Source organism: Methylophilus medardicus, from assembly GCF_006363955.1.
Taxonomy (GTDB): Bacteria; Pseudomonadota; Gammaproteobacteria; order Burkholderiales; family Methylophilaceae; genus Methylophilus; species Methylophilus medardensis.
Genome location: NZ_CP040948.1, coordinates 812,936 through 835,549, shown reverse-complemented (window position 1 = coordinate 835,549; position 22,614 = coordinate 812,936). Strand labels below are relative to the sequence as shown.

The 22,614-nt window shown below is 50.8% G+C and carries 21 protein-coding genes; 11 read left to right on the top strand and 10 right to left on the bottom strand.

What is annotated here, in order from left to right; all coding sequences use genetic code 11:
• On the bottom strand, positions 1-1,374 hold the full coding sequence (rlmD, locus tag FIT99_RS04115; protein WP_140003131.1) for a 23S rRNA (uracil(1939)-C(5))-methyltransferase RlmD: 1,374 nt from the start codon (positions 1,372-1,374) through the stop codon (positions 1-3).
• Between the two features lie 64 nt (positions 1,375-1,438).
• On the opposite strand from rlmD, the gene FIT99_RS04110 reads away from it, so the two are divergent.
• Entirely contained in the window at positions 1,439-1,936 is a 498-nt protein-coding gene (locus FIT99_RS04110; protein WP_223261278.1) for a hypothetical protein, read from the top strand.
• An 82-nt stretch (positions 1,937-2,018) separates the two neighbouring features.
• On the opposite strand, the gene FIT99_RS04105 is transcribed toward FIT99_RS04110, so the two are convergent.
• Positions 2,019-2,789: a 3'-5' exonuclease gene (locus tag FIT99_RS04105; protein WP_140003130.1), complete on the bottom strand. Its 771-nt coding sequence runs from the start codon at positions 2,787-2,789 to the stop codon at positions 2,019-2,021.
• 296 nt (positions 2,790-3,085) lie between these two features.
• On the opposite strand from FIT99_RS04105, the gene FIT99_RS04100 reads away from it, so the two are divergent.
• On the top strand, positions 3,086-3,763 hold the full coding sequence (locus tag FIT99_RS04100) for a hypothetical protein (RefSeq protein WP_140003129.1): 678 nt from the start codon (positions 3,086-3,088) through the stop codon (positions 3,761-3,763).
• 65 nt (positions 3,764-3,828) lie between these two features.
• Here FIT99_RS04100 and FIT99_RS04095 read toward each other — a convergent pair whose 3' ends face one another.
• The 5 genes from FIT99_RS04095 to cysM all read right to left on the bottom strand — a co-directional run bounded on the left by FIT99_RS04095 (position 3,829) and on the right by cysM (position 8,372).
• Positions 3,829-4,308: a hypothetical protein gene (locus FIT99_RS04095; RefSeq protein WP_140003128.1), complete on the bottom strand. Its 480-nt coding sequence runs from the start codon at positions 4,306-4,308 to the stop codon at positions 3,829-3,831.
• A 450-nt stretch (positions 4,309-4,758) separates the two neighbouring features.
• Entirely contained in the window at positions 4,759-5,220 is a 462-nt protein-coding gene (locus tag FIT99_RS04090; protein ID WP_140003127.1) for a YdbL family protein, read from the bottom strand.
• A complete protein-coding gene (locus FIT99_RS04085; protein WP_140004635.1) occupies positions 5,217-5,402 on the bottom strand; it encodes a hypothetical protein in 186 nt (61 codons plus the stop codon). Before FIT99_RS04085 ends, FIT99_RS04090 begins: the two co-directional genes overlap by 4 nt.
• Before the next feature lie 88 nt (positions 5,403-5,490).
• On the bottom strand, positions 5,491-7,428 hold the full coding sequence (locus FIT99_RS04080; protein WP_223261277.1) for a translocation/assembly module TamB domain-containing protein: 1,938 nt from the start codon (positions 7,426-7,428) through the stop codon (positions 5,491-5,493).
• A 50-nt stretch (positions 7,429-7,478) separates the two neighbouring features.
• Positions 7,479-8,372 carry a cysteine synthase CysM gene (cysM, locus tag FIT99_RS04075; RefSeq protein ID WP_140003125.1) on the bottom strand — a complete coding sequence of 298 codons (894 nt, stop codon included), beginning with the start codon at positions 8,370-8,372 and terminating at the stop codon, positions 7,479-7,481.
• A gap of 196 nt (positions 8,373-8,568) precedes the next feature.
• On the opposite strand from cysM, the gene FIT99_RS04070 reads away from it, so the two are divergent.
• Complete coding sequence (locus FIT99_RS04070) at positions 8,569-9,729, top strand: GGDEF domain-containing protein (protein ID WP_140003124.1); 1,161 nt, start codon at positions 8,569-8,571, stop codon at positions 9,727-9,729.
• Positions 9,730-9,749: 20 nt separating this feature from the next.
• Here the strand turns inward: FIT99_RS04070 and FIT99_RS04065 are convergent, their stop codons facing one another.
• Complete coding sequence (locus tag FIT99_RS04065) at positions 9,750-10,265, bottom strand: disulfide bond formation protein B (RefSeq protein ID WP_140003123.1); 516 nt, start codon at positions 10,263-10,265, stop codon at positions 9,750-9,752.
• A gap of 105 nt (positions 10,266-10,370) precedes the next feature.
• Complete coding sequence (locus tag FIT99_RS04060) at positions 10,371-11,360, bottom strand: transglycosylase SLT domain-containing protein (RefSeq protein ID WP_223261276.1); 990 nt, start codon at positions 11,358-11,360, stop codon at positions 10,371-10,373.
• A 167-nt stretch (positions 11,361-11,527) separates the two neighbouring features.
• Between FIT99_RS04060 and xseA the strand changes: the two genes are divergently transcribed.
• From xseA to prmB, 8 genes are all read left to right on the top strand, one after another.
• Positions 11,528-12,748, top strand: coding sequence for an exodeoxyribonuclease VII large subunit (xseA, locus tag FIT99_RS04055; protein WP_140003122.1), 1,221 nt, complete (start codon positions 11,528-11,530; stop codon positions 12,746-12,748).
• Between the two features lie 115 nt (positions 12,749-12,863).
• Positions 12,864-14,747, top strand: a complete 1,884-nt coding sequence (locus tag FIT99_RS04050; RefSeq protein ID WP_140003121.1) for a potassium transporter Kup — start codon at positions 12,864-12,866, stop codon at positions 14,745-14,747.
• Positions 14,748-14,873: 126 nt separating this feature from the next.
• The gene (locus FIT99_RS04045; protein WP_140003120.1) at positions 14,874-15,686 is read left to right on the top strand and encodes a M48 family metallopeptidase; all 813 of its coding nucleotides are present in this window, start codon (positions 14,874-14,876) and stop codon (positions 15,684-15,686) included.
• Between the two features lie 102 nt (positions 15,687-15,788).
• A complete protein-coding gene (dapD, locus tag FIT99_RS04040; protein ID WP_140003119.1) occupies positions 15,789-16,616 on the top strand; it encodes a 2,3,4,5-tetrahydropyridine-2,6-dicarboxylate N-succinyltransferase in 828 nt (275 codons plus the stop codon).
• 269 nt (positions 16,617-16,885) lie between these two features.
• Complete coding sequence (locus FIT99_RS04035; protein WP_223261275.1) at positions 16,886-18,883, top strand: putative bifunctional diguanylate cyclase/phosphodiesterase; 1,998 nt, start codon at positions 16,886-16,888, stop codon at positions 18,881-18,883.
• Positions 18,884-18,963: 80 nt separating this feature from the next.
• Positions 18,964-19,317, top strand: a complete 354-nt coding sequence (locus FIT99_RS04030) for an ArsC family reductase (RefSeq protein ID WP_140003118.1) — start codon at positions 18,964-18,966, stop codon at positions 19,315-19,317.
• Between the two features lie 5 nt (positions 19,318-19,322).
• On the top strand, positions 19,323-20,477 hold the full coding sequence (gene dapE, locus FIT99_RS04025) for a succinyl-diaminopimelate desuccinylase (RefSeq protein ID WP_140003117.1): 1,155 nt from the start codon (positions 19,323-19,325) through the stop codon (positions 20,475-20,477).
• Entirely contained in the window at positions 20,467-21,369 is a 903-nt protein-coding gene (gene prmB / locus FIT99_RS04020; RefSeq protein WP_140003116.1) for a 50S ribosomal protein L3 N(5)-glutamine methyltransferase, read from the top strand. The genes dapE and prmB overlap by 11 nt, the downstream gene beginning before the upstream one ends.
• Before the next feature lie 67 nt (positions 21,370-21,436).
• Here prmB and rluB read toward each other — a convergent pair whose 3' ends face one another.
• Positions 21,437-22,537, bottom strand: coding sequence for a 23S rRNA pseudouridine(2605) synthase RluB (rluB, locus tag FIT99_RS04015; RefSeq protein WP_140003115.1), 1,101 nt, complete (start codon positions 22,535-22,537; stop codon positions 21,437-21,439).
• Positions 22,538-22,614 lie beyond the last annotated feature (77 nt).

The following is a 22,614-nucleotide window of genomic DNA, read 5'->3' as shown; positions in this document are numbered from 1 at the left end:
TTAGATTTTCTCAAACAGCGCGATAGACTCTACGTGCGCGGTATGCGGGAACATATTCATCACCCCGGCCGCCGTCAGACGATAGCCTTTATATTGCGTCAGAATCGCAGCATCCCGGGCCAAGGTGGCAGGATTACACGACACATAAACAATGCGCGTCGGCGCATGGGTGGCTACAGTATCCTCAGCATCCGGTAACGCTTTCATCAACGCCATCGCCCCATCTCGCGGCGGATCCACCAGCCACTTGTCAAAAGCCCCCAAGGCTTGCAAGGATTCGGTGGTCATGTCGAATAGATCTGACTCAGCAAACTCCACCTGACTCACCTGATTGAGCTGGGCGTTCTCCACCGCTCGTTTCACCAGAGCTTGGGCGCCTTCAACGCCATAGACACTGGCGCCACTACGCGCAATCGGCAACGTAAAGTTACCTAAGCCGCAAAAAAAGTCGGCAATACGCTCACCCGCCTGTGGTTGTAACAGCTGCATGGCACGTCGAATCATGACCCGGTTAATGGCCGGATTCACCTGTGTAAACTCAATGGGGCTGAATGGATACTGCAAATTATATTCAGGCAAGCTGTAATGCAGCTTATCGCCATGGCTGAACAATGGCTTGACCGTATCCGGCCCTTTGGTTTGTGTCCAAACTTGTGCGCCGTAGGTGTATTCAAACGTTTGCAAAAGTGCGACATCGGCATCGGTCAGCGCTTCCATAATACGAAACACCAACACGGTTGCATCTTCGCCCACCGCCAACTCAATTTGTGGCACAGACTGCTTAATAGACAATTGGCCGATCAGCGCTTTCAAGGGAACAATCAGGTCTGAGACCGGCTGGGTCAGCACCTCGCAGCTATCCATGTGGGTCACATAGCTGGTGCCCTTTTCATTAAAGCCGACCAATACGCCGCCTTTTTTCTCCACATAGCGGACACGCAAGCGGGCTTTGTGCCGATAGTGCCAAGGCGTGCCTTGAATCGGTGGTAGCATTTTTTCCGGGCGAACACGACCGATATGCCATAAATCGGCTTCAAGCATGCGCTGCTTGGCAGCCACCTGCGCAGAAAACTCCAGATGTTGCATGGCACAGCCACCACAGGTGCCAAAATAAACACACCCTGGCGTCACGCGCTGGCTGGATGGTTTAATCACCTCCACCGTGGTCGCCAACTCATAGGTAGCCTTGACATGGTGTGAGACAAACTTCACCTCTTCGAAAGGCAGGGCCCCCTCAACAAAAATGACTTTGCCATCGACATGGGTGACTCCACGACCTTCTTGGTCAAGGGATTCAATCGTAGCAATACGGGGCGCCTGCGCCGCGCGCGCGGCAAAAGACAGATTAGAAGATCGTTGACGGTTGTTTCTCATAACCTATTATTTTACCTGATTTGGGCCTACAATCATCCAGCAAGCTCATCAAAATAAGGAGTTCATGATGCTGATAAAATGGCGCATTACCGCCCCGCTGTTGCTTACCCTGTTAATCTCAACGTTTTGCATGGCTGACGAAGTCGCGATTCAACAAGAAGACCACGGCATCGCCTACGTCACCGGCGGCATCGGCTCGGAAGAAGTCGAAGCCATGGAATCCTTCAAAAAACAATTCAATCTGTATTTTTTGTTTTCTGAAGGGAAAGCGGGCCGCGTGATTGATGACATTCAGCTAAGCATCCTCGACAGCAAACAGCAACCTGTATTTACGCTAGCGCATGCGGCGCCAAGAGTGCTTTTAAACTTGGCCAGCGGGAAATATCTGGTCATCGCCAGCTATCTTGGCAGTGAACAGCGCTATCGATTTGTACATGATGCAAAAAAACATCAGCGTGTGATTCTTAACTGGCGAAACAAGATTGATGAAGACACCGTAGAGCCCACCATTGAGGAGGACGCGCCTCCTGCAATGCCAGCCGATGCGTCAGCGTTACCGTAATGCAGCTATCTTAATGCGGCTATGGCTGCAAACCGGTGCGGCCTGAGCCAAATGTGCTTGCGCATGCCTACTAGCGTCAAACTCAAACCCAAGCGGCCATGAACTGTTGCCAGTGGTCATCGCTGTAACCGGATAAGGTCTCACGCACCAACTGGATTTCAGCCGCGTAGCTGGCTTCGTTCAAATGGCCGCGCATTTTTAGAAAACGCAAATAAACCAAGTGCGTATTAGCGACATCCGTTTCACAGTAATCACGGATGGCTTTGATCTCCCCATCCAAATACGCCTGCCAAACTTTGCTGCCATCCATGCCTAATTTGCCTGGAAAGCCACATAATTGGGCCATTTGATCAAGCGGCGCATTGGCTCGCCCACTATACATCGCCAACACATCCATCAAATCCAGATGGCGCATGTGGTAACGACTAATGTAGTTATTCCACTTAAAGTCTTTGTCATCCTCACCCAAGTCCCAGTAACGGGGGGCCGCAATCCCATGCACCATGGCACGATAATGCAACACGGGTAAATCAAAGCCGCTACCGTTCCAACTCACAATTTGCGGCGTATATTTGTCAATGCCGTCAAAAAACCGCTGGATGATTTCAGCCTCACTGGACTGCTCATCGCCCAATGTCCATACCCTAAACTGGTTGCCCTCGCGTAAGGCACATGAAATTGCGCAGACGCGTTGCAGATGGTGCGGCAAAAAATCCGTGCCATTTTGCTGCCGACGCTGGTGAAAGGCAATATTTGCCACGTCAGCATCGCTCAGATTGGCTGGCAGGTCTTGCAAGCGACGCACCCCCTCCACATCAGGAATCGTTTCAATATCAAATACCAAACTCAGCATGACGCTACCCACAAAAAAATGATTTTTTAAAATAGCACAGCGCCCACGCTTATGCCAGAAAAGGTGTCATAAACACGACAGCCTCAACAAAATATCGCGCATTTGTATCAACCGATACAAATCGAGATCATTTGTATCAAAAGATACATTTAAATATATGATTTATATAGGTTTTTTTCTTTTTATCAGCCAATAAAAAACCGTCATCCCATGTAATCTGATCCTGTTCAGTCAACACGATCCATCCCGAACAATGGCATCAGCCCTGAACCTTTACAATTTACGGAGTACACCGCATGACATCCATCTCATCACTAAGCAGTCAGAGTAACGTTCAATCGTTATCCACCCAACGCAGCCGCATGCCAGCCCCGCCCCCACCACCCGATGGCGAAGGTCAATCCGAAGCCGGCGGCGGATTTTTAGGCGCAATTGACGCCGCATTAAAAAGTGCCGGTATCACCGATGGCTTGGCGTCGATCTTTGCGCAATCCGGCACCAGCAGTACTGACGGCACCAATACAGATAGTGCAGATGCCAGCAGCAGCAACACTACGACCACCAACGATGCCGCCAATGCCCTGAGTAGCTTTTTACAAAACCTGGTCAGCGCCTTGCAATCGCAAGGCAGCAATAGCCAAACGTCCTCAACGGACACAGAGACTGTTTCGCAAACAAATGCGACACCAGGCATGCCGCCACCGCCTTATGGCGGTCATGGCATAGAGGGCAAGTTGCAAAGTCTAATGGCTTCTCTGAGCCAAAGCGATAGCAGCGAAAGTAGCAGCGCGAACAATACAGCGGAAAATATGACGGATAGCACCAACAGCGACTTACAGAGTAGTTTTCAGTCGCTGGTGAGTGCGTTAGGCGGAGAGCGTAATAGCGCTAACCTGAGTGGCTTTTTACAAGCGTTATCAAGTGGGATGCAACATCGCGGGCCGACTGGCAACGTGGTCAGCACCACTGCATAACGGGCAAAAGCGTTGACTAGCAGCGACCGCTTGCAGGTGGTCGCTGCATCCATAAAGGCTGCTTGTCAGGCAAACTCGAGTTGCAGAATATCGGTTTCTGAATCTTCTTCTAGCCACTCTGCGGGCGCTTTATGCAATCGGATCGGCGCCTTCATGTCTTCACCTTCAAATGTGAGAATGGCATAGCTGACATCTTCTGGATCATCGATCGGCGTGAACTTAGCAAATCCGAAATCTGCATTGCGCATCACCTGCCAAGCGCCGCAGGGCTCCGCGTATTCGGCTTTAGAAAAGTAATGGGCAATTTGCTTGTCGGTGGCGGCCTTGAGTGCGCAGTCGTTTTCGCGCGACATCACAGACCAGCGATAATCCAGACCATCCGCTATCGGTTGCAGTTGCATCAAATACCAGTGCACATTTTCACGCGCGAGTTGAATTAATGAGCGCACACGACCAGTATGGTGATTTAGGATGTAGTAAATCCCCAAATCCTGCTGGTGTATGCTTTCACCGAAGCGAGGGAGAACGAAAAGATTAGTTGCCACAACAGACTCCTTTCAAGGGAACATGCACTTTGATTGTATGCAATGAACATGCCTGAAACTGAAATCAGGCCCTTTAGTTGCGCTGTTCAACGGATAGAAGCGGCACCCAGCAAATGCTGGCTAGTCCTCCTGTGTGCAGGGATGCTGTTGAAAAAAACATGAAAGTCACTGATTATGCTGACTATTTAGGATGAAACGCGTTGGCGGCAAGCAGAAAAATCGCGTATTTGATGAACATTGCGTTGCCATAGCCGCGCGTCAGATGCGAACTCGCATGTGCCCATTTCGGTAGGTATTTTCGAGCGTAGGCGAGCAATCACGCACCAAATTGTCACCTTGGGGCAGCCGCGCTGGCGCATGCAATCCCAAAACAAAAGCGAGACGGCTTGTAGAAATACCTATCCAGCCAGCAAAAAATGAGGGCGAGATAGGCTTTTGTTGAGGATAGCCTTACTTTTTAACCCACTGACCTTCGCGCTGCACCCACCAACCTGCCTGCGCTTTATCGATCCAGCGCTGGCCAAAGGTACGTTGAATTTCACCTTGCCACTCTGGATGCCCATTGGCGGCGGCAATGCCCTGATATAAGCGAACACGATCCGCATTCTCGTCTTGCACCAAGGCCGCTAACGCACTGCGTTGCGATAGCGGCACCACGCTCGCGTCTTTGACAACGACAAAGCCATCGGAGGCTAAGCCTACCGCTCCAGATTGATAATGAGCGAACAATTGCAGATGCCGATTTTGCATGCTGGCTTTGATCGCAGCCACCGCTGTCGTATTCACATCCAAATCGACCGCAGCTTGGGCGGACATGGCCGTAAACAACAGCAACAAACCACTGAACGCTAAATGGTGCGCACAGCGCACGACGCGTTGATAAAGGGTTGAATCCGTCTGTGTTATGTTCATGGTGCAGGCGCCTGATTTACTGCCGGGGATGGGCTGGCAGGATTTGTACTGGCTGGAAGTTGCCAGATCTCATCAATGACTTTATCTGCCGCTTTTTCTGCTGCGGCAGCCGGAAAATAGATATTAATCGTGACGCAAGAGCACAATCCGGCAGCGGCCAGTAGCCATAGGCTGTCACGCATCCAGCGTGCAGAAGCATTTTTCTTCAAGACAATCCGTTTCAATCTGAGCCCTCTCCGCGCCGCAATGATGATATTCAGCAGTTTACAGTTATTGGATGATGATTTTACTATTGCTATCAGTGACGCGCTGCATGCGTCCCAATACATCTTTCCAACTGACGTATTCCGTATAGCCATTGACATTCACCGACGGCGCGCCCTTGCCTTTGACAATAACAAAGCCGCCCGGCACGGTATCCACGCCCCCCATCTTGCAGACATCCCCACGCAATTCACAACTCAAGCCTATTTTTTCATAACCAAAGGCTTTAAAAAACCGTAAAAAGGTGCGCTGCAATGCCGCTGCAGTGCCTTCTCCGCCCAAAGCGGTAATATTTTCAACTGCACGCTGCGAGATTTTTTTGTCAAAGGGTCCATCGGCAGTCCGCACGAAGGCATTCATCGAGACTGGCTTCCAGTTTTGCAAGCGCAAGTGCTGAATATCGCCCTCTAGCTTGCCAGTGATGGAGCCAAAATTGAAGGTGCGCGTAATTTCACCGAGGTCGATATCACGTATGCTGAAATTGGCGTGCAACCGCGGCACCGCACCCAAAGGTTCATCAATGGTCAAGTCTGACATGCCGACCAAGCCGTTAAATAGCTTAAACTGCATCTCCCCCAGCATATTTAAAGAGTGGTTGGCGTAGGTCACCAGCGGAATGGTCCCGGATATTTGCCCGCGCATCAATGGCCAATCCAAGGCTTGGCTGAAGCTCGACATGCTAATCGGCTGCAAATCCATCTTCACATGCCAGACCATACTTTGATTAATCCAGGCCGCTGAAATATCTTGAAAGTCTAAGCCACCGTCCAGAATGGGCAATTGCAAGCGCGGGGCAGTGATTGAAAAGCGATTGACCTCTGCTTGCCAGCGGGTTTCCCCCAGCGGAATCTTTAAAACATGGCCTGAGGCATACCCCATGGCGATCTGCTTGGGATGATCGTAATCCCACGGAATATCGGCGTTAAAGTGTTGAAAACCAAATTTTCCTGATTGGTCTTCGACACTCGCGTCAGCAATAGTGAGGTGAAATTTAAGCGGTTGTAATCCTTTGGCTTCAAACGACCAATCTGCACTACCGGATACGTTTAAATGACCAAATGCAGAATTCGGAATCAAGGGCTGAATAAACGCCTGATACACCCCGTTAAAGTTGACGTCTTTGGCATCGACTTTTAGAAAATCGAACGCTTGGGTGGTCAGATTCAAGCGACCTTGACTGTGCAGGGTGCCCACGCCTTGCAAGGCGAGTGTTGCTTGATCAATATCGACATAGGGCGGCTGATACCTGCCCCGCACTTCAAACCGTTTATTGCCCTCGGCAAAATAAAATGGTTGCCAGATGAGCTCCCCCTGTTGCCATTCAAGCACGCCTTGCCAGTGCCAACCATCGGCCTGTTGGTGCGCTGAGAGCTTGACCTCACCCGTCAGCTTATCGCCGGCATGCAAACCACTGGCATCACTAAAGGTTGCGTTTTGAACGGCAAACACCAAATCTAAGCCCTTGCCGGCAGGGCCTGAATGGTCTTGGTCTTTCCAAGTCGGCGTCAAGCGCAGCTGAAACGGAATATTGGACCGAAGATCGTGATACAAACCATCGTCACACCGCCAGGGTTGTGCCATGGCTTGGTCTGGCATTTGGCAATTGAGATGAAACGTGCCCCAAGTCTCATCCTGCGCCGCTTTCACTTCGGCATCAAAAGAGAGCATGGCGTGCTGTGCCTGCGCCTGATAACGCAGCATCATTTTTGGGTGCCGCACTTGGTAAGGCGGCAGCTGCATTCGGTCAGAGCGAATGAGCAAGCTCGGCCGAGCACTAATATCGAGCATGATATTGGGCTGGTCTATGCGTGCATCGCCCAGGTTTAATTGCTCCGCGTAAACTTGCACCTGTTGCTTGCGATGCAAATTGACGACGGCGTGGGGCTTCTTTAGCAGAAAAACGTCATTGGCTATTTGATCTGCGCTGAGGCTGATCTCGGTCATGGCGCACGCTTGAGACGCCAAAAACCATAGCATCAGCGCCAGCGTACGCATCAGGATGGGTAAACGCCGGTGGACAGATAGCGATCGCCACGATCGCAGACGATGGTCACAATCACAGCATCATTCACCTCTTGAGAGAGCTGCAAGGCGGTGTACAACGCCCCTCCGCTGGAAATCCCCGCGAACACACCTTCCATGGTGGCCAGCTTGCGTGTGGTATCTTCGGCATTTTTTTGACTCACGTAGCGCAACCCATCAATGCGCTTGGCATCATAAATCGACGGCAGATACGCCTCCGGCCATTTGCGGATACCTGGAATTTGTGCCCCCTCTTCGGGTTGCACACCAATAATTTGAATCGCTGGATTCTGCTCCTTGAGGTAACGCGAAGTCCCCATGATGGTGCCCGTGGTTCCCATGCTGGAAATAAAGTGCGTGACTGAGCCCGCGGTATCGCGCCAAATCTCTGGGCCTGTGCCTTCGTAATGCGCCAATGGATTGTCGGTATTTCCGAACTGATCCAGCACTATCCCCTTGCCTTCTGCCTGTAATCTTAAAGCGACATCTCGCGCCAGTTCCATGCTGCCTTCTCTGGACGTTAACACCAGCTCAGCGCCGTAGGCCTTCATACTTTGGCGACGCTCGACAGACTGATTTTCTGGCATCACCAGCATCATTTTATAACCACGCATGGCGGCAACCATCGCCAAAGCAATGCCTGTATTGCCGCTGGTGGCTTCAATCAGCGTATCCCCCGGTTTGATTTGCCCGCGCTGTTCGGCACGCAAAATCATGCTGTACGCAGGTCTATCTTTGACTGATCCAGCTGGATTATTACCCTCCAGTTTGAGCAAAATGGTATTGCTCGGATTCGGATTCATCCGTTGCACGGCCACCAGTGGGGTATTGCCGACAAAGTCATCCAGCGTTTTATATGATTTCATATCAGACCAATGTTTGTTGTTTTCCAGACGAATAAGGGGTCTAGCACCCAAAAAAGTACGAATTGCATCGTTTAAAACGCATTCAAAGCGTTAAAATATGTAAAAAAATTCAATGTCGAATTTGCATCAGCAGATGCAGGCACAATTTTACATAAACTAAACGCATCACAAAAAGAATAATTACTAAGGATACCGGATGTTGAAGAAGTGGATTAGCCAAGTGCTTGCCTGCGTTATGCAGGTGATCAAGCGCACGCCGGCGCATGCTGCTGCCGACAACGTGCGCTATAAAGTCGTGTTCCTTAACAACGTGTTTGCTTTCTCGGGCATTGTATCGTTGTCTATGGGCATTATCCGCTGGGATCTGCAACCCTTCATCGCAAGGGTCGATATTGCCTCAGCCATTCTCGCTTTTGGCTTATTGTGGACGCTCTATCGCTACCAGAAAAACATTGAGTTGTTATCCAGCATTGCATTATGGATTTGTTTTACGCAGTTTTTGGCGGTGTTTTTCATGGGCATCGGCACCACAACCCGCAGCGCATTGTTGCTATTGATTTTGGCCGCAGCTTTTTATCTCAAAGGTCGGCGTACCGGTTACTACATGCTGGCGACATTGATGGTGTTGGTGATCAGCAACCATCTATCCGGGGTATTTCCCTCCGAATATAGCAGCCTCGATATTTTGAGCCTTTGCCTTTATCTAATGGCGCAGTTTTTTATCATCCGCAACTACGAATGTCTGCGAGAGTTGCAAACCAGTCATTTAAAAGCTTTGAATACCGATTTAGAGGCCCTAGTCAAACAGCGCACTGAACAACTAGCGGCTGCTAATACGGCGTTGGAGGTCGAAAAAGAAAACTTGAAAACGCTCTCCAGCACCGACCACTTGACGGGACTTAGTAATCGCCATCACTTTGAAACTGTGTTTACTGAACATACGCAGCTGACGCGAAGAAAAATTTCTGATGCCTTGATTTTGATCGACATTGACCATTTTAAAAAAATCAACGATACGCGTGGGCACGTGTTGGGTGATATTGTGATTAAAGCCATCGCAAGCTGCATCAAAAAACACACCCGAATCTCAGATATCGCCGTGCGTTGGGGCGGTGATGAGTTGATTATTTATGCGCCCCGCACCACGCTGAAACAAGCGACACAATTGGCCGAAAAAGTGCGTCATCAAATTCAAGCGATGCATATCGCCGGAGTCGGTAGCGTCACGATTAGTGCTGGCGTGGCGGTGTTGCAAACTGGCGACAACTTGGCGCAATTGATACAGCGGGCAGACCGGGCACTTTATCAAGCTAAGCAAGCTGGTCGCAACAGTGTTTCTGCCGCCGCCTTAAGTTAAAACCAATGCAGCGATTTCATCTAGCTAGGCGAGGTGCAGCCCGCGCGACGCAAACGAAACAAGTACACGGCATAACATCCGAATAAAAGAAAACTGATCAGGCCAAGTTGTGGCAGGGTCAAGCCGAGCAAGGTCCAGTCTATCGCTGCGCAATCGCCGGTACCGCGAAAAACCAAAGTGAAGGCTTTTTTGAGCGGAAAATTTTCAAACATATAGTCAAAACCCACACCACAATCCGCGATGATGTCTGCTTTGTGCGCTTGTAGCCACCAGTGACGGATGGCAACGCCGGCGCCACCGAGCGCTGTGAGTACTTCCAACCCCATCAGACCCAGATGCAGCCAAGATTTTGGCGATACAAACGCATGCAGCAAGAATAGTATGCCCACACTCATAAAAATAATGCGTTGCGAAATGCACAATGGGCAGGGTTCGAGCTGATTCTGCACCTGAATAAATAACGCCAGCGCGACGATGCCAAAGGCCGCCAAAGTGCCCACGATATAACCGCCACGACCTTTAAACCACTGACACATCACATACTCCTGCGCATTCAATAAAGCTCAAATTGTAATGGATTACATGCCTTTGATGCAGCCTAGCGCAAGATCGTTTCATGTTTTTGGTCGACACCCCCCCCATTATGACGCGGCTGACATGGGCGCCCCCTGTTGTAGGGCGGCGTCTCGCCTAACCTCATGATGCTTTTTTTTGTAATAGCGACCAATGCGTTTAACGTATTCACGCGTTTCGGGATAGGGCGGGATGCCTTGATGTCGTTGCACTGCGTTTTCACCCGCGTTGTAAGCGGCCGCCACCAATTCGACATCGCCCTTAAAGTGCGTGATCAACCAGCGCAAATAAGATAAGCCGCCTTTGATGTTTTGTTCCGGGTCGTAAGCATCCCGTACATGAAACCTGGCTTGTGTGTCCGGCAACAATTGCATCAATCCTTGTGCTTTTTTACGCGAGGTCGCTTGGGGATTAAACCCAGACTCTACAGCGATCACGGCCATGGCAAAATCGACATCCACCCCATACACGGGCGCGTGCTTTTTAACCAATTGATAAATGGGCCCACGTTTTCGAAACAAGACCTCTGCCGCAGAATTGCCTTGTGGTTGCAGGCATGCGGGCAACACTGCCAGCGCAGGGTTACCCGGGGAGTTATCTAACCACTCTCTGGCCGCGCGATGACCTTGTATTGCCGCCAAACTAAACAGACGAGCAGCAATATCATGATTGACCGGCACGCCTTTGCCCATGCTATAAAACCAGCCGAGCGCAAACTGCGCATCTGGGTCAGGCGACGCAGACGCCAAGGCACAAAAATGCGTGTGTGCCTGTTCATAACTGCTTAAGCCCAGACTATTTTTGCTGCCCGTCGCCAAGCTCACCTGCAACTTGATGAATTGTTTATAAGCCGCATGACTCGTCGCGAACTGTTCGCGGTAGTGGGTTGTGGGCGTTGCGGGCGTATCTCCCTGATCGGCCTCATCCACCAACGCAGGGTACATGTTCTCATCAGCCTGAGACAGACTGGGTGACAATGCAGCCCCTAAGGACAGTGCATACATGAGGCGCGTGCGGATACCAGCCCACTCAATCACACGGGGTGTCTTCCATTGCATGCTAATTTTAGTTCCTCTCTTTGTGCGCCGATTCCAAAATACGATGGCTCAATCGCTTGGCACATAGCTCCAAACGCCATTCACAGTTTGTTTCTAGCAAAAGTCAGCTTGGCTTTTGATCAAAAAGCGTAGCCAAATCGCAAGCGGCTGTTGGATAATAGCCAGCTATGTCCAATCCGTTATCGACACCTATTAAACAAATCTTGAATGTCAGCGACCTGACGAGGCTGACCAAGGAGCTGCTCGAAACCAGCTTTCCACTATTTTGGATCAGTGGCGAGATCTCCAATTTCACCCGCGCGGCCAGTGGTCACTGGTATTTTTCGCTGAAGGATGATCGCGCACAGGTGCGTTGCGTGATGTTTAAAGGCCGAAATAGTCTGGTTGATCGCATGCCGCGAGAAGGTGATCTCATCGAGGCCCGGGCAACCGTGACTTTGTATGAGGCCAGGGGTGACTTTCAACTCACCGTTGAATTTATGCAACCAGCTGGCTTGGGGCGCTTATACGAGGCATTTGAGCAATTAAAACAACGCCTGCAAGCGGAAGGCCTGTTCGATGTGTCACGCAAACAAACCATCCCGACCAATCCCCAACGCATCGGCGTGGTCACCTCGCCCGATGCCGCTGCCTTACGCGATGTGCTGACAGCGATCCGCAGACGCTATCCTGGCATGGGTGTGGTCATCTACCCGACGCCGGTACAAGGCAAGGACGCTGCAGCGCGCATCGCGCAAGCAATAGGGTTGGCAGACCAGCGGCAAGAGGTCGATACACTGCTGATTTGCCGAGGCGGGGGCAGTATTGAGGATTTGTGGTCATTTAACGAAGAAGTTGTCGCGCGTGCTGTGGCCGATTGTCGCTTACCCACCATCAGCGGTGTGGGCCATGAAACCGATTTTACCATCGTGGATTTTGTCGCAGACCTGCGCGCAGCCACCCCAACAGCGGCGGCGGAGCTGGCCTGCCCGGACCAATCGCAGCTGCGCCAACAGGTGATGCAATCGCGGCATAACCTCATGCGCACCATGCAATCCCTGTTGCGCCAGCATGCACAGACACTAGACTATTTATCGCGCAGACTGATTTCACCTGCACAGCAGTTGCAACAACAAACACAGACAGTTAAGCAGTGGCAACATCGCCTCACACTGGCGATGCAGCAACAACTACACCGTCAGCAGCGTCTCCTGCAATCGTATGCCAACAGCCTACAACAATTGAACCCGCACCAAGTGTTGGCCAGAGGCTATGCCATTGTCAAAAACGCACAAGGCCACGCGATCACCGACACCGCCGCGTTAAGCCTGCATGAACCCCTACGGGTCACCTTGCACCAAGGCGAGGCAAAGGTCGTGGTCACGCAATTGCTGCCGCCCAAAGCGTAGGCTTTTCGTCGATTCCCCCACAAATCAATCTACTGCAGATATTATTTGCGCCAAATGTTTTGGTGAAGCTTTAAAATTGACTGATAATGGGCGTTTGTTTTTAGCTGTTCACACAATGGACCACACAAAAAATCAGCAAACGGCGCTCCACACCATGGCCCTCGCCGCGCTTGGCGTCGTTTTCGGGGATATTGGCACCAGCCCCCTCTACACCATGAAAGAAGTGTTTGCGGTCGGGCACCATCCCCTACTACTCACACAAGACAACGTGTACGGCATTTTGTCGTTAATCACTTGGGCGTTATTGCTGATCGTATCGTTTAAATACGTCGCTTTTATTATGCGTGCCGACAACCGTGGCGAAGGCGGCATCATGGCGCTATTGTCATTAGCCAGCCGCTATGCCGGCGGTGAGCCGGACCAACGCAAACGCATCATGATGCTGGGCATTATTGGTGCCTGTATGTTTTACGCTGACGGCATGATTACGCCCGCCATTTCAGTGCTGTCAGCGGTTGAAGGTCTAGAAGTGGCTGCGCCGCAGCTCGATAGCTGGATTGTACCGATCACACTTTTCGTGCTGTTTCTATTGTTTTGGGCCCAGAGCAAGGGGACTGCAGTGGTGGGTGCATTTTTCGGCCCGATCATGCTCACTTGGTTTGCGGTGCTGGGCATTCTTGGTGTGATCAACATCAACCACCATCCAGAGATCCTCAAGGCCTTGAGCCCCTCTTACGCGTTCATGTTTTTTTACACCCAACCCAAAATTGCTTTTATTGCACTGGGTGCCGTGGTGCTCGCGGTCACTGGCGCTGAAGCACTTTATGCCGATATGGGCCATTTTGGCCGCAAACCCATTCGATTGGCTTGGTTTTTATTTGTATTGCCCGCGTTGATCTGCAATTACTTTGGGCAAGGCGCGCTCATTCTGGCCGAACCAGAATCGATTCAAAACCCTTTTTACCACCTGGCCCCGGATTGGGCCCTATTCCCACTCATCCTGTTAGCCACCCTTGCCACCGTCATTGCATCTCAAGCCGTGATTACGGGGGCGTTTTCTGTCTCGCGCCAAGCCTTACAACTAGGCTTTATTCCACGAATGCATGTGGCACACACCTCTGAAAAAACAGAGGGTCAAGTCTACATGCCACGTGTCAACTGGGGGCTGATGGTCGCCGTCATGGGGCTGGTGCTTATTTTTGGCAGTTCAGGCGACCTAGCCGCCGCCTATGGCATCGCCGTGACTGGCGATATGGTGATTACCACCTTACTGGCAGCGGTGGTCTTTCATCACCTGTGGGGCTGGAGCAAACTTAAAACCGCTTGTTTGATTACCTTATTCTTGGTGATTGACCTCTCCTTCTTCGCCGCCAATATTCTCAAAATACCGGATGGTGGCTGGGTGCCATTGCTGATTGGTCTGATTATTTTCACCCTGATGCGTACCTGGAAAACGGGCCGCCGGTTGTTATATAGCATTTTGAAATCAGAGTCGATGGAGCTGATTCCTTTTATTCAAGCCATTGGCGCCCATCCGCCAGCCCGCGTCAATGGGGCGGGCGTATTTATGACGCCCAACCCGGACGGCGTGCCGCATGCCTTGCTGCACAATCTCAAACACAACAAGGTGCTCCACGAGACCATGGTCATCCTGACGGTGCGCTTTGAGGATTACCCCTATACCAGCCGCGAAGAGCGGGTTGCGGTCGAGGTGTTGCCTTATGGCTTTTATCGCGTCACCTTGCGCTATGGCTATATGGACGAGCCAGACCTGCCCAGAGATTTGGTGCTGACAGAGGCCTTAGGATTAACCATGGATGCGATGGATACCTCATTCTTTGTCGGTAAAGAGAGTCTGATTGCGTCCGACAAGCCCGGCATGGCTTTTTGGCGCAAAAAGATCTTCATCGGCTTGTTCAGAACCGCCGAAACCATCACTAACCAATTCAAGTTACCGCCCAATCGGGTAGTCGAGCTCGGCTCACAAGTGAAAATATAAACCTGATGGCATGCCGCACGCAGCGGCATCGTCCTGGCGTAAAATACACTTTTTTACTTATTGCAATGCATCAACCAGTGCGATGTGCTGGCAAAACAGCGTCGCACTCTTGTGTGAGGAAACCCTATGTTTAATGTCAAAATGCTTTCAATCGTCAGCCTGTGTGCGTTGTTATCGGCCTGTGCCAGTACTACCAATAACAGCGTTTCAGGCGTGCAGCGCAGCCAACTGTTATTGCTGCCATCGGCCACTGTAGACAAGATGTCTGCCCAGTCTTATACGCAAACGCTGCAAGCAGCCGAAAAGAAAAATACGCTCAATGCAGACAAACCCTTACTGAATCGCGTGTCGACTATCTCCCACCGCCTGATCGCACAAGTGGCTGTGTTCAGACCAGATGCTGCCAAATGGAAATGGGAAGTCAATGTCGAAAAAAATGATCAACTGAATGCCTATTGCATGCCTGGTGGCAAAATCATGATGTTTTCTGGGTTGGCCGAAAAACTCAATGCCACCGACGATGAACTGGCGGCGGTGATCGGTCATGAAATCGCGCATGCGTTACGCGAGCATGGACGTGAACGAATGTCACAAGCCTACATTCAGCAATTTGGCCTGCAAGCGCTGGCGGCGTTTGTCGGCGGCACCGCCGGCAGCATGGCTGCCCAAGGCGCAGGCATGGGTAGCCAGCTTCTTTTTTCTTTGCCAAATGGTCGTGAACAAGAGAGAGAAGCTGACCGAATGGGGCTGGAGTTAGCCGCGCGCGCAGGGTACAACCCAGAAGCTGCCGTCAGCCTGTGGAAAAAAATGATGGCGACCAACAAAGAGGCGCCGCCAGAATTTTTGAGCACACACCCTTCGAGCGAAAACCGCATCAAGGATCTACAAGCATTAACCCCTAAAGTGATGCCGTTTTACCTCGCGAGCAAAAGCAAATAAAACTCACTTGACTGGGGCGGGCCGCGATGCGCTGCCCCTGACCCGTCAAAATTAGGTTAAAATTTCGGGTTTCACTGTTATTTAACCGAACAAGAGAACATCATGGATCCACGTCAAAGCATTATTGAAGCGGCTTTTGAAGACCGCGCCAACATCAACCCTGCCAATGCAGCCGCCGAAATCAAAGCCACCGTGGCCTCTGTGTTAGACGATCTGGATGCCGGTAAATTGCGCGTGGCTAGCCGCATTGGTGACACGCAGCAATGGGAAACCCACCAATGGCTGAAAAAAGCAGTGTTGTTATCTTTCCGTTTAAAAGATAACACCCTGATGGATGATGGTGTGACGCGTTATTTTGACAAAGTCGATCCAAAATTTGCCAGCTACAGCGAAGAAGACTTCAAAGCAGGCGGCTTCCGCGTGGTGCCAAATGCCATCGTCCGCAAAGGCTCCTTTATTGGTAAAAATGCGGTATTGATGCCGTCTTACGTCAATATCGGCGCTTATGTCGGCGAGGGCACCATGGTAGACACTTGGGCGACTGTTGGTTCCTGCGCGCAGATCGGTAAAAACGTGCACTTATCAGGCGGCGTCGGTATTGGCGGCGTGCTCGAGCCGGTACAAGCTGGCCCAACGATTATTGGTGACAATTGCTTTGTCGGCGCGCGTTCAGAAGTCGTTGAAGGCGTTGTGGTTGAAGACAACTGCGTGATTTCGATGGGCGTTTATATTGGTCAATCGACCAAGATCTATGACCGCGAGACCGGCGAGGTTCACTTTGGCCGTGTGCCTGCAGGCTCAGTCGTGGTTTCTGGCAACTTACCTTCTAGCGACGGGAAATACAGCTTATATTGCGCAGTCATTGTGAAGAAGGTCGATGCTAAAACCTTAGGCAAAGTCGGTATCAACGAATTATTACGTGGCATCTAAGGTCTTTTAACAGAGCGTCATTTGCGTATCTGCCTGCCCTGCCCTCAAGTTATGGCAGTCGCAGGCCGTTATGAAGAGGCGTTCTCAAGCAGTATGATGGTGTCGTCAGTGTTTTAATGCGGAGAATCAATCGTTAAGTAATCATAGGCAGTAGCGTCACACAACTCACAACCAAAAATGACCGTGCATTTTTTATGATCCCAACCCATATGCTTATTTTGCTGCTATTCACATCCAGTGTCATCGGATGTTTTTTTGCATTTAAGCTCGTGGATCGTTTGCGCTTGGTGGCCACCAGAGATCATGAAACGCTGCTAAAAAAATATTCAGCACTGACCGCTGCAGGTATTTTCGCCCTGCATACCGGCTATCAGTTAGCCGCTGACAACATTCCTAAAATCACCCAGCATCCGGTGGATTTTATCGGCAGTGTGCTTTGCGCATATCTGCTTTCATTGTCGTTACTCAAAACCGCCAACCAGAAAAAACTACCTTTGCGTGATTTGTTGTACGCCTCCTTAGCCGCTGGGGTCAGTGGTTATCTACTTTCGTATTTTTTTCAGATTAGCGCGGGCGCCATTAACATACGCATTGATACTTGGACCGCATTATTCGCGCTCTTTTTGGCTTGCTTAACCTCAGCCTTGGCCATCGTGACCATTCTCTGGTTAAAAAGCTACGAGGGACAAGCGCTGAAGCGACTCAAATGGATGTTTTCTGTTGAAATTGCACTAGGCTTTTTGGCCTCTCATACCGCCATCAACCTGAGTATCGTGCACAACAACATGCTAATTGGTCAACCCACCGACCAAGCGGGCAACTACCTAATGTTATTACTGGTTCTGGTGCCGGTACTATTGTTTATCACCTCGTTTATTTTGGTCATTTTTTATGAGCGCAATGTCGACATTACGCAAAGTAAGCTGACGTTCCGCAACACCCAAACGGTCAATAAAAAGTTTTTAGCCTATGACCCACTCACACACCTGCCCAATCGCGACGCCTTAAATCAGCATCTGATTATCAGTGCCAAGCGCTGTGACCGCAATGGCGAGTCTCTGGCGCTGGCCTACATCGATCTGGATCATTTCAAGCCGGTGAACGACCAATTTGGTCATCATATTGGTGACCTGCTACTGATTGAAGTATCCAAACGGATTAGTAACGCCATCCGTAATTGCGATTATGTCGCACGCGCGGGTGGGGACGAATTTATCGCTGTTTTGAGTGAAATCGAGAGTCACCAGAGTGTGGTCACAGTGATACAACGCATCGTGGATGCCTTGCGCGAGACGTTCATTATTGAAGATCATGTCATTGAAATCTCGTGTTCGATCGGGGTCTCTATGTATCCGCAAGATGGCAATCTGCAAAAACTCAAACTGAATGCAGATGCAGCCATGTACAAAGCCAAAGAAAACGGTAAAAACCAATACCGTTTTTTTGATGCCGAGATTGAGCAGGCCTCCGATGAAATGCAGCAAACGCGGGTTGAACTCAAGCAAGCAATTACGCAGCAAGAGTTCAGGTTATTGTTTCAACCCAAAGTGGATGCACTGACCCGGCTCGCACATGGCGCAGAAGCGCTGTTGCGCTGGCAACACCCCACACGTGGGCTACTTTCACCCAATAGCTTTATTGAAGCCGCTGAGCGCTTTGGCATGATTGAAGAAATCAATGCCTGGGTCATTTCGCAAGCGTGCAGCACGATCAAGCAGGCGCGTGATCGTGGCATCGACCTCAGCATTTCAGTCAACATGTCTAATCAACAGTTCCGCAATAAACAGCTTGGTTCACTGATTCAGTCGTTTCTTGAGCAACATCAGGTTGAAGCGCGCAACCTGATTCTAGAAGTATCCGAAACCAACGCCATTCATCACCAGACACAGTTTAAAGAGACCTTACGCCACTTTAAACGCCAAGGCTTAAAAATCTCGTTAGATGATTTTGGTCTGCACCCGTTTAGCCTGATGCATTTGCAAGACCTCGAGATCAGCGAAGTGAAACTCGACCGCACCCTGACCAAAGGCGTGGGTGGTTCTCATACGGCACTCTCGATTGTTGAAGCGATTGTTAAGCTCGCGCATGCACTAGACCTCAACGTGGTGGCGGAAGGCGTCGAGGACGAAGCGCAACGCAAAGCATTAGTCAGCATCGGTTGTGATCAAATGCAGGGCTTTCTTTTTTCCAAGCCGGTTGAGCAACAATTTCTGTTTGATGTGTTTAGTGAGTTGCAACTCAAATCTACTACGCAAAGTCTGTTCTAAGTCCCCACCCACTGTAAGAATAAATTACAACGCCCTGCGCACTGGCTGGTAAAATACCATTTTTACCAGATCAGATCGTCATGAAACTGTACGGCATTCCTAACTGCAACACGGTCAAAAAAGCGCGCGATTGGTTGGACCAACACGCTATTCAATACGAATTTCATGATTTTAAAAAGCTGGGGCTGGATACCGCAACCGCGCAGTCATGGTTACAACAGCAACCATGGGAAAAATTAATCAATCGCAGTGGCATGACTTGGCGAAACCTCAGTGACGCCGAGAAAAATGCCGTGATAGATGCAGCTTCTGCGCAAACCCTCATGCAAGAAAAAACGTCAGTCATTAAGCGACCAATCGTAATGAAAGACCATCAAATCATCACCATCGGCTTTAAAGAAGCTGATTATGTGCAACTCTTTGCCAAAGAATAACACCTATGTCAAACACACTGGATTTTGCCATTGATTTACTCAAACGCCGCTCGCTCACACCGGGGGATGCAGGCTGTCAGGAGGCCATGATCGCGCGTCTAGAACCGCTTGGATTCAAGATCGAGCGCATGCGCTTTGGTGCGGTTGATAACTTCTATGCCCGTCGGGGGAATACGGCCCCGCTCATTGTGTTCGCTGGCCATACCGATGTGGTACCGACCGGGCCGCTGGACCAATGGCATACCCCTCCATTTGAACCCACTATTAAAGACGGCATGCTGTATGCGCGCGGGGCGGCAGACATGAAAACCTCACTGGCCGCTTTCATCACCAGCATTGAGGCGTTTGTCAGCGAATATCCTGACCATCCAGGCTCGATCGGCTTACTCATCACGGCTGACGAAGAAGGCATTGCGATTGAGGGTACGGTAAAAGTGGTCGAAGCGCTACAAGCGCGCGGCGAAAGGTTTGATTACTGCATCGTCGGGGAACCCACCAGTAATAAAGTGGTGGGCGACATGATTAAAAATGGCCGCCGTGGTTCGCTCTCAGGCAAACTCATCGTCAAAGGCGTGCAAGGCCACATCGCCTATCCGCACCTGGTCAAAAACCCAATTCATTTAGCCGCGCCAGCGATCAAAGAAATGGTCGAAACGGTATGGGACCATGGCAACGAATATTTCCCGCCAACCTCTTGGCAAATTTCAAATATCAATGGTGGCACCGGCGCTACCAATGTCGTGCCTGGTCACGTGGAGATTCTGTTTAACTTTCGCTATTGCCCCGCTGTAGACGGACAAGGCAGCTCTGAGGAGAGCCTGCGCTCACGGGTGCATGCCATTCTAGACAGCCACGGGTTTGAATACACGCTCGTGTGGGAACATAACCAGTCTTACATTACGCCGCGTGGCCAACTGGTCGAAGCCATTAGTCAAGCCATTAGAGAAAGCTATGGTGTAACGCCTGACTTATCCACCACCGGCGGCACCTCTGACGGGCGGTTTATTGCCGACATCTGTCAGGAAGTGATTGAATTTGGGCCGCTCAATGCCACCATCCATAAACTCAATGAATGTGTGGCAGTGGCTGACATCGAGCCCCTCAAAGAAACCTATAAACGTACCATGCAAAGCTTATTACTAAAATCTTATGACCGCTAATTTACACACCATCCGTGACTGGCTGCGCTATGCAGTCAGCCGCTTTGAAAACTCTGATATTTTTTATGGTCATGGCACAGATAATAGCTATGATGAAGCCGTCTGGTTAGTCATGAGCGCGCTGCATTTACCACATGACACCCTGGATAACTTTCTTGATGCCCGTTTAACCACCCAAGAATGTGAGCATCTCGCAACGTTGATCGAAAAACGGGTCACCGAACATACGCCGACCGCTTATCTGGTAAACGAAGCCTGGCTGCGGGGCTACAAATTTTATGTGGATGAACGCGTGATTGTGCCGCGCTCATTTATTGCCGAAATATTGGAAGATGGCTTGCAGCCCTGGGTAGAATTTCCAGAAATGGTCGAGTCTGCAGCCGATATCTGCACCGGCTCAGGGTGCCTTGGGGTGTTGTTGGCTGAAACCTTCCCTAACGCGCATATTGACGTGGTGGATATTTCACCGGACGCCATCGAAGTGTGCAATATCAACATTCAGCGCTACGGGCTCGAAGATCAAGTGCAAGCGGTGCAGTCGGATATGTTTGCTGCGCTCAAAGGCCGTAAATATGATGTCATCATTAGCAACCCGCCTTACGTTGATGCGCCGAGCATGGCAGAATTGCCTGCTGAGTACCGCCAAGAGCCGCAACTCGCGTTGGGTAGTGGTGTTGCCGGCTTAGACCACACGCATACCTTGCTGACACAGGCGAGTGCTTACTTGAATGACGGTGGTATTTTGGTGGTTGAGATCGGTCATAATCGTGACGCACTGCATGCGGCCTACCCTGACTTGCCGTTTACTTGGCTCGATACCAGTGCGGGCGATCAGCTTGTGTTTATGCTGACCAAAGAAGATCTGGTAGAAGCAGATTTACACACAGAGTAAGCCCGAACCCCTCGATTTGGCCACAAAAAAGCACTTCCTGAGAAGTGCTTTTTTATATGACAAACATTTAACCTCGCCCGCGCTCACCACGTTTTTTTGCGCCCGCATTGAGACGGGCATTTTGCATCGAGGCTTGTTTAATATCGGCATCCTGGCGAATACGACGACTGCCGCTCGGGGGGCGGGCTGGCCGTTGCTCAGGGGTTGCCGGTGCATTCGCGGTTTCGAGCAAGCTACGACGCTGTTTACGCACTTTGGGGACGAATACACGCGTCGCGCGATCTCTGTCATGCGGGCTTAATTGTTTGAGCGGTTTACGCGGCACGGCCAAACCGGCCCATTCAAGCAACGCAACCACCTGTTTTTGTTCCAGTTTAAGCATGGTGCCACGCTTGAGCCGCGGCGGTAAGGCCACCGGACCAAAACGTACCCGCATCAAGCGACTGACCGGCAAATGATAGGCCTCGAACAGACGTCGCACCTCACGGTTACGTCCCTCTTTAATCACCACTTGATACCACTTGTTGGCGCCTTCGCCACCACTGGCATGAATGCTCTCAAAATTCGCCGGACCATCTTCAAGCTCAATGCCTTGCGTCAACTGCGCCATTTGCTCCTGACTCAGTTCACCCAAAATACGCACGGCATATTCACGTTCCACCTCATACCGAGGATGCATAAAATGGTTCGCCAACTCGCCAGAGTTTGTGAAAATCAATAAGCCACTGGTATTCATGTCCAAGCGGCCAATCGCAATCCACTTGCCTTGTTTGATGCGTGGCAATTTATCAAATACGGTTGCGCGACCTTCTGGGTCATCCTGGCTGACCAACTCGCCCTCAGGTTTGTGATAAAGCAGTACTTGTGGCAGCTCTGCCTCAAACGGCAAGTGCAAAATTCGGCTATCCAGACGCACCACATCATGCTCGTCGACCACGGCGCCGACTTGCGCAACTTGACCATTGATCGTGATTCGTCCGCTCTCAATGAGGGTTTCCATGTCCCGGCGCGAACCAAATCCAGCGAGGGCCAGTAATTTGTGTAATCGCTGGCCGCTACGTGATGTCGATGGCGCAGCTGGATCAGCCGCATCTACTGGGGTGGCTGCTTGCGCTTTAGGCGGCCGCGTCGCTGCGTTTGCGCTAGGGGATTTAAATGGACGAGCCATGCTTAACCTCTTGAATGAAGGCTGTATTTTACCGTATTTAAGCCATACTCTCTAAGCCTAATTACAATTAGCACCCA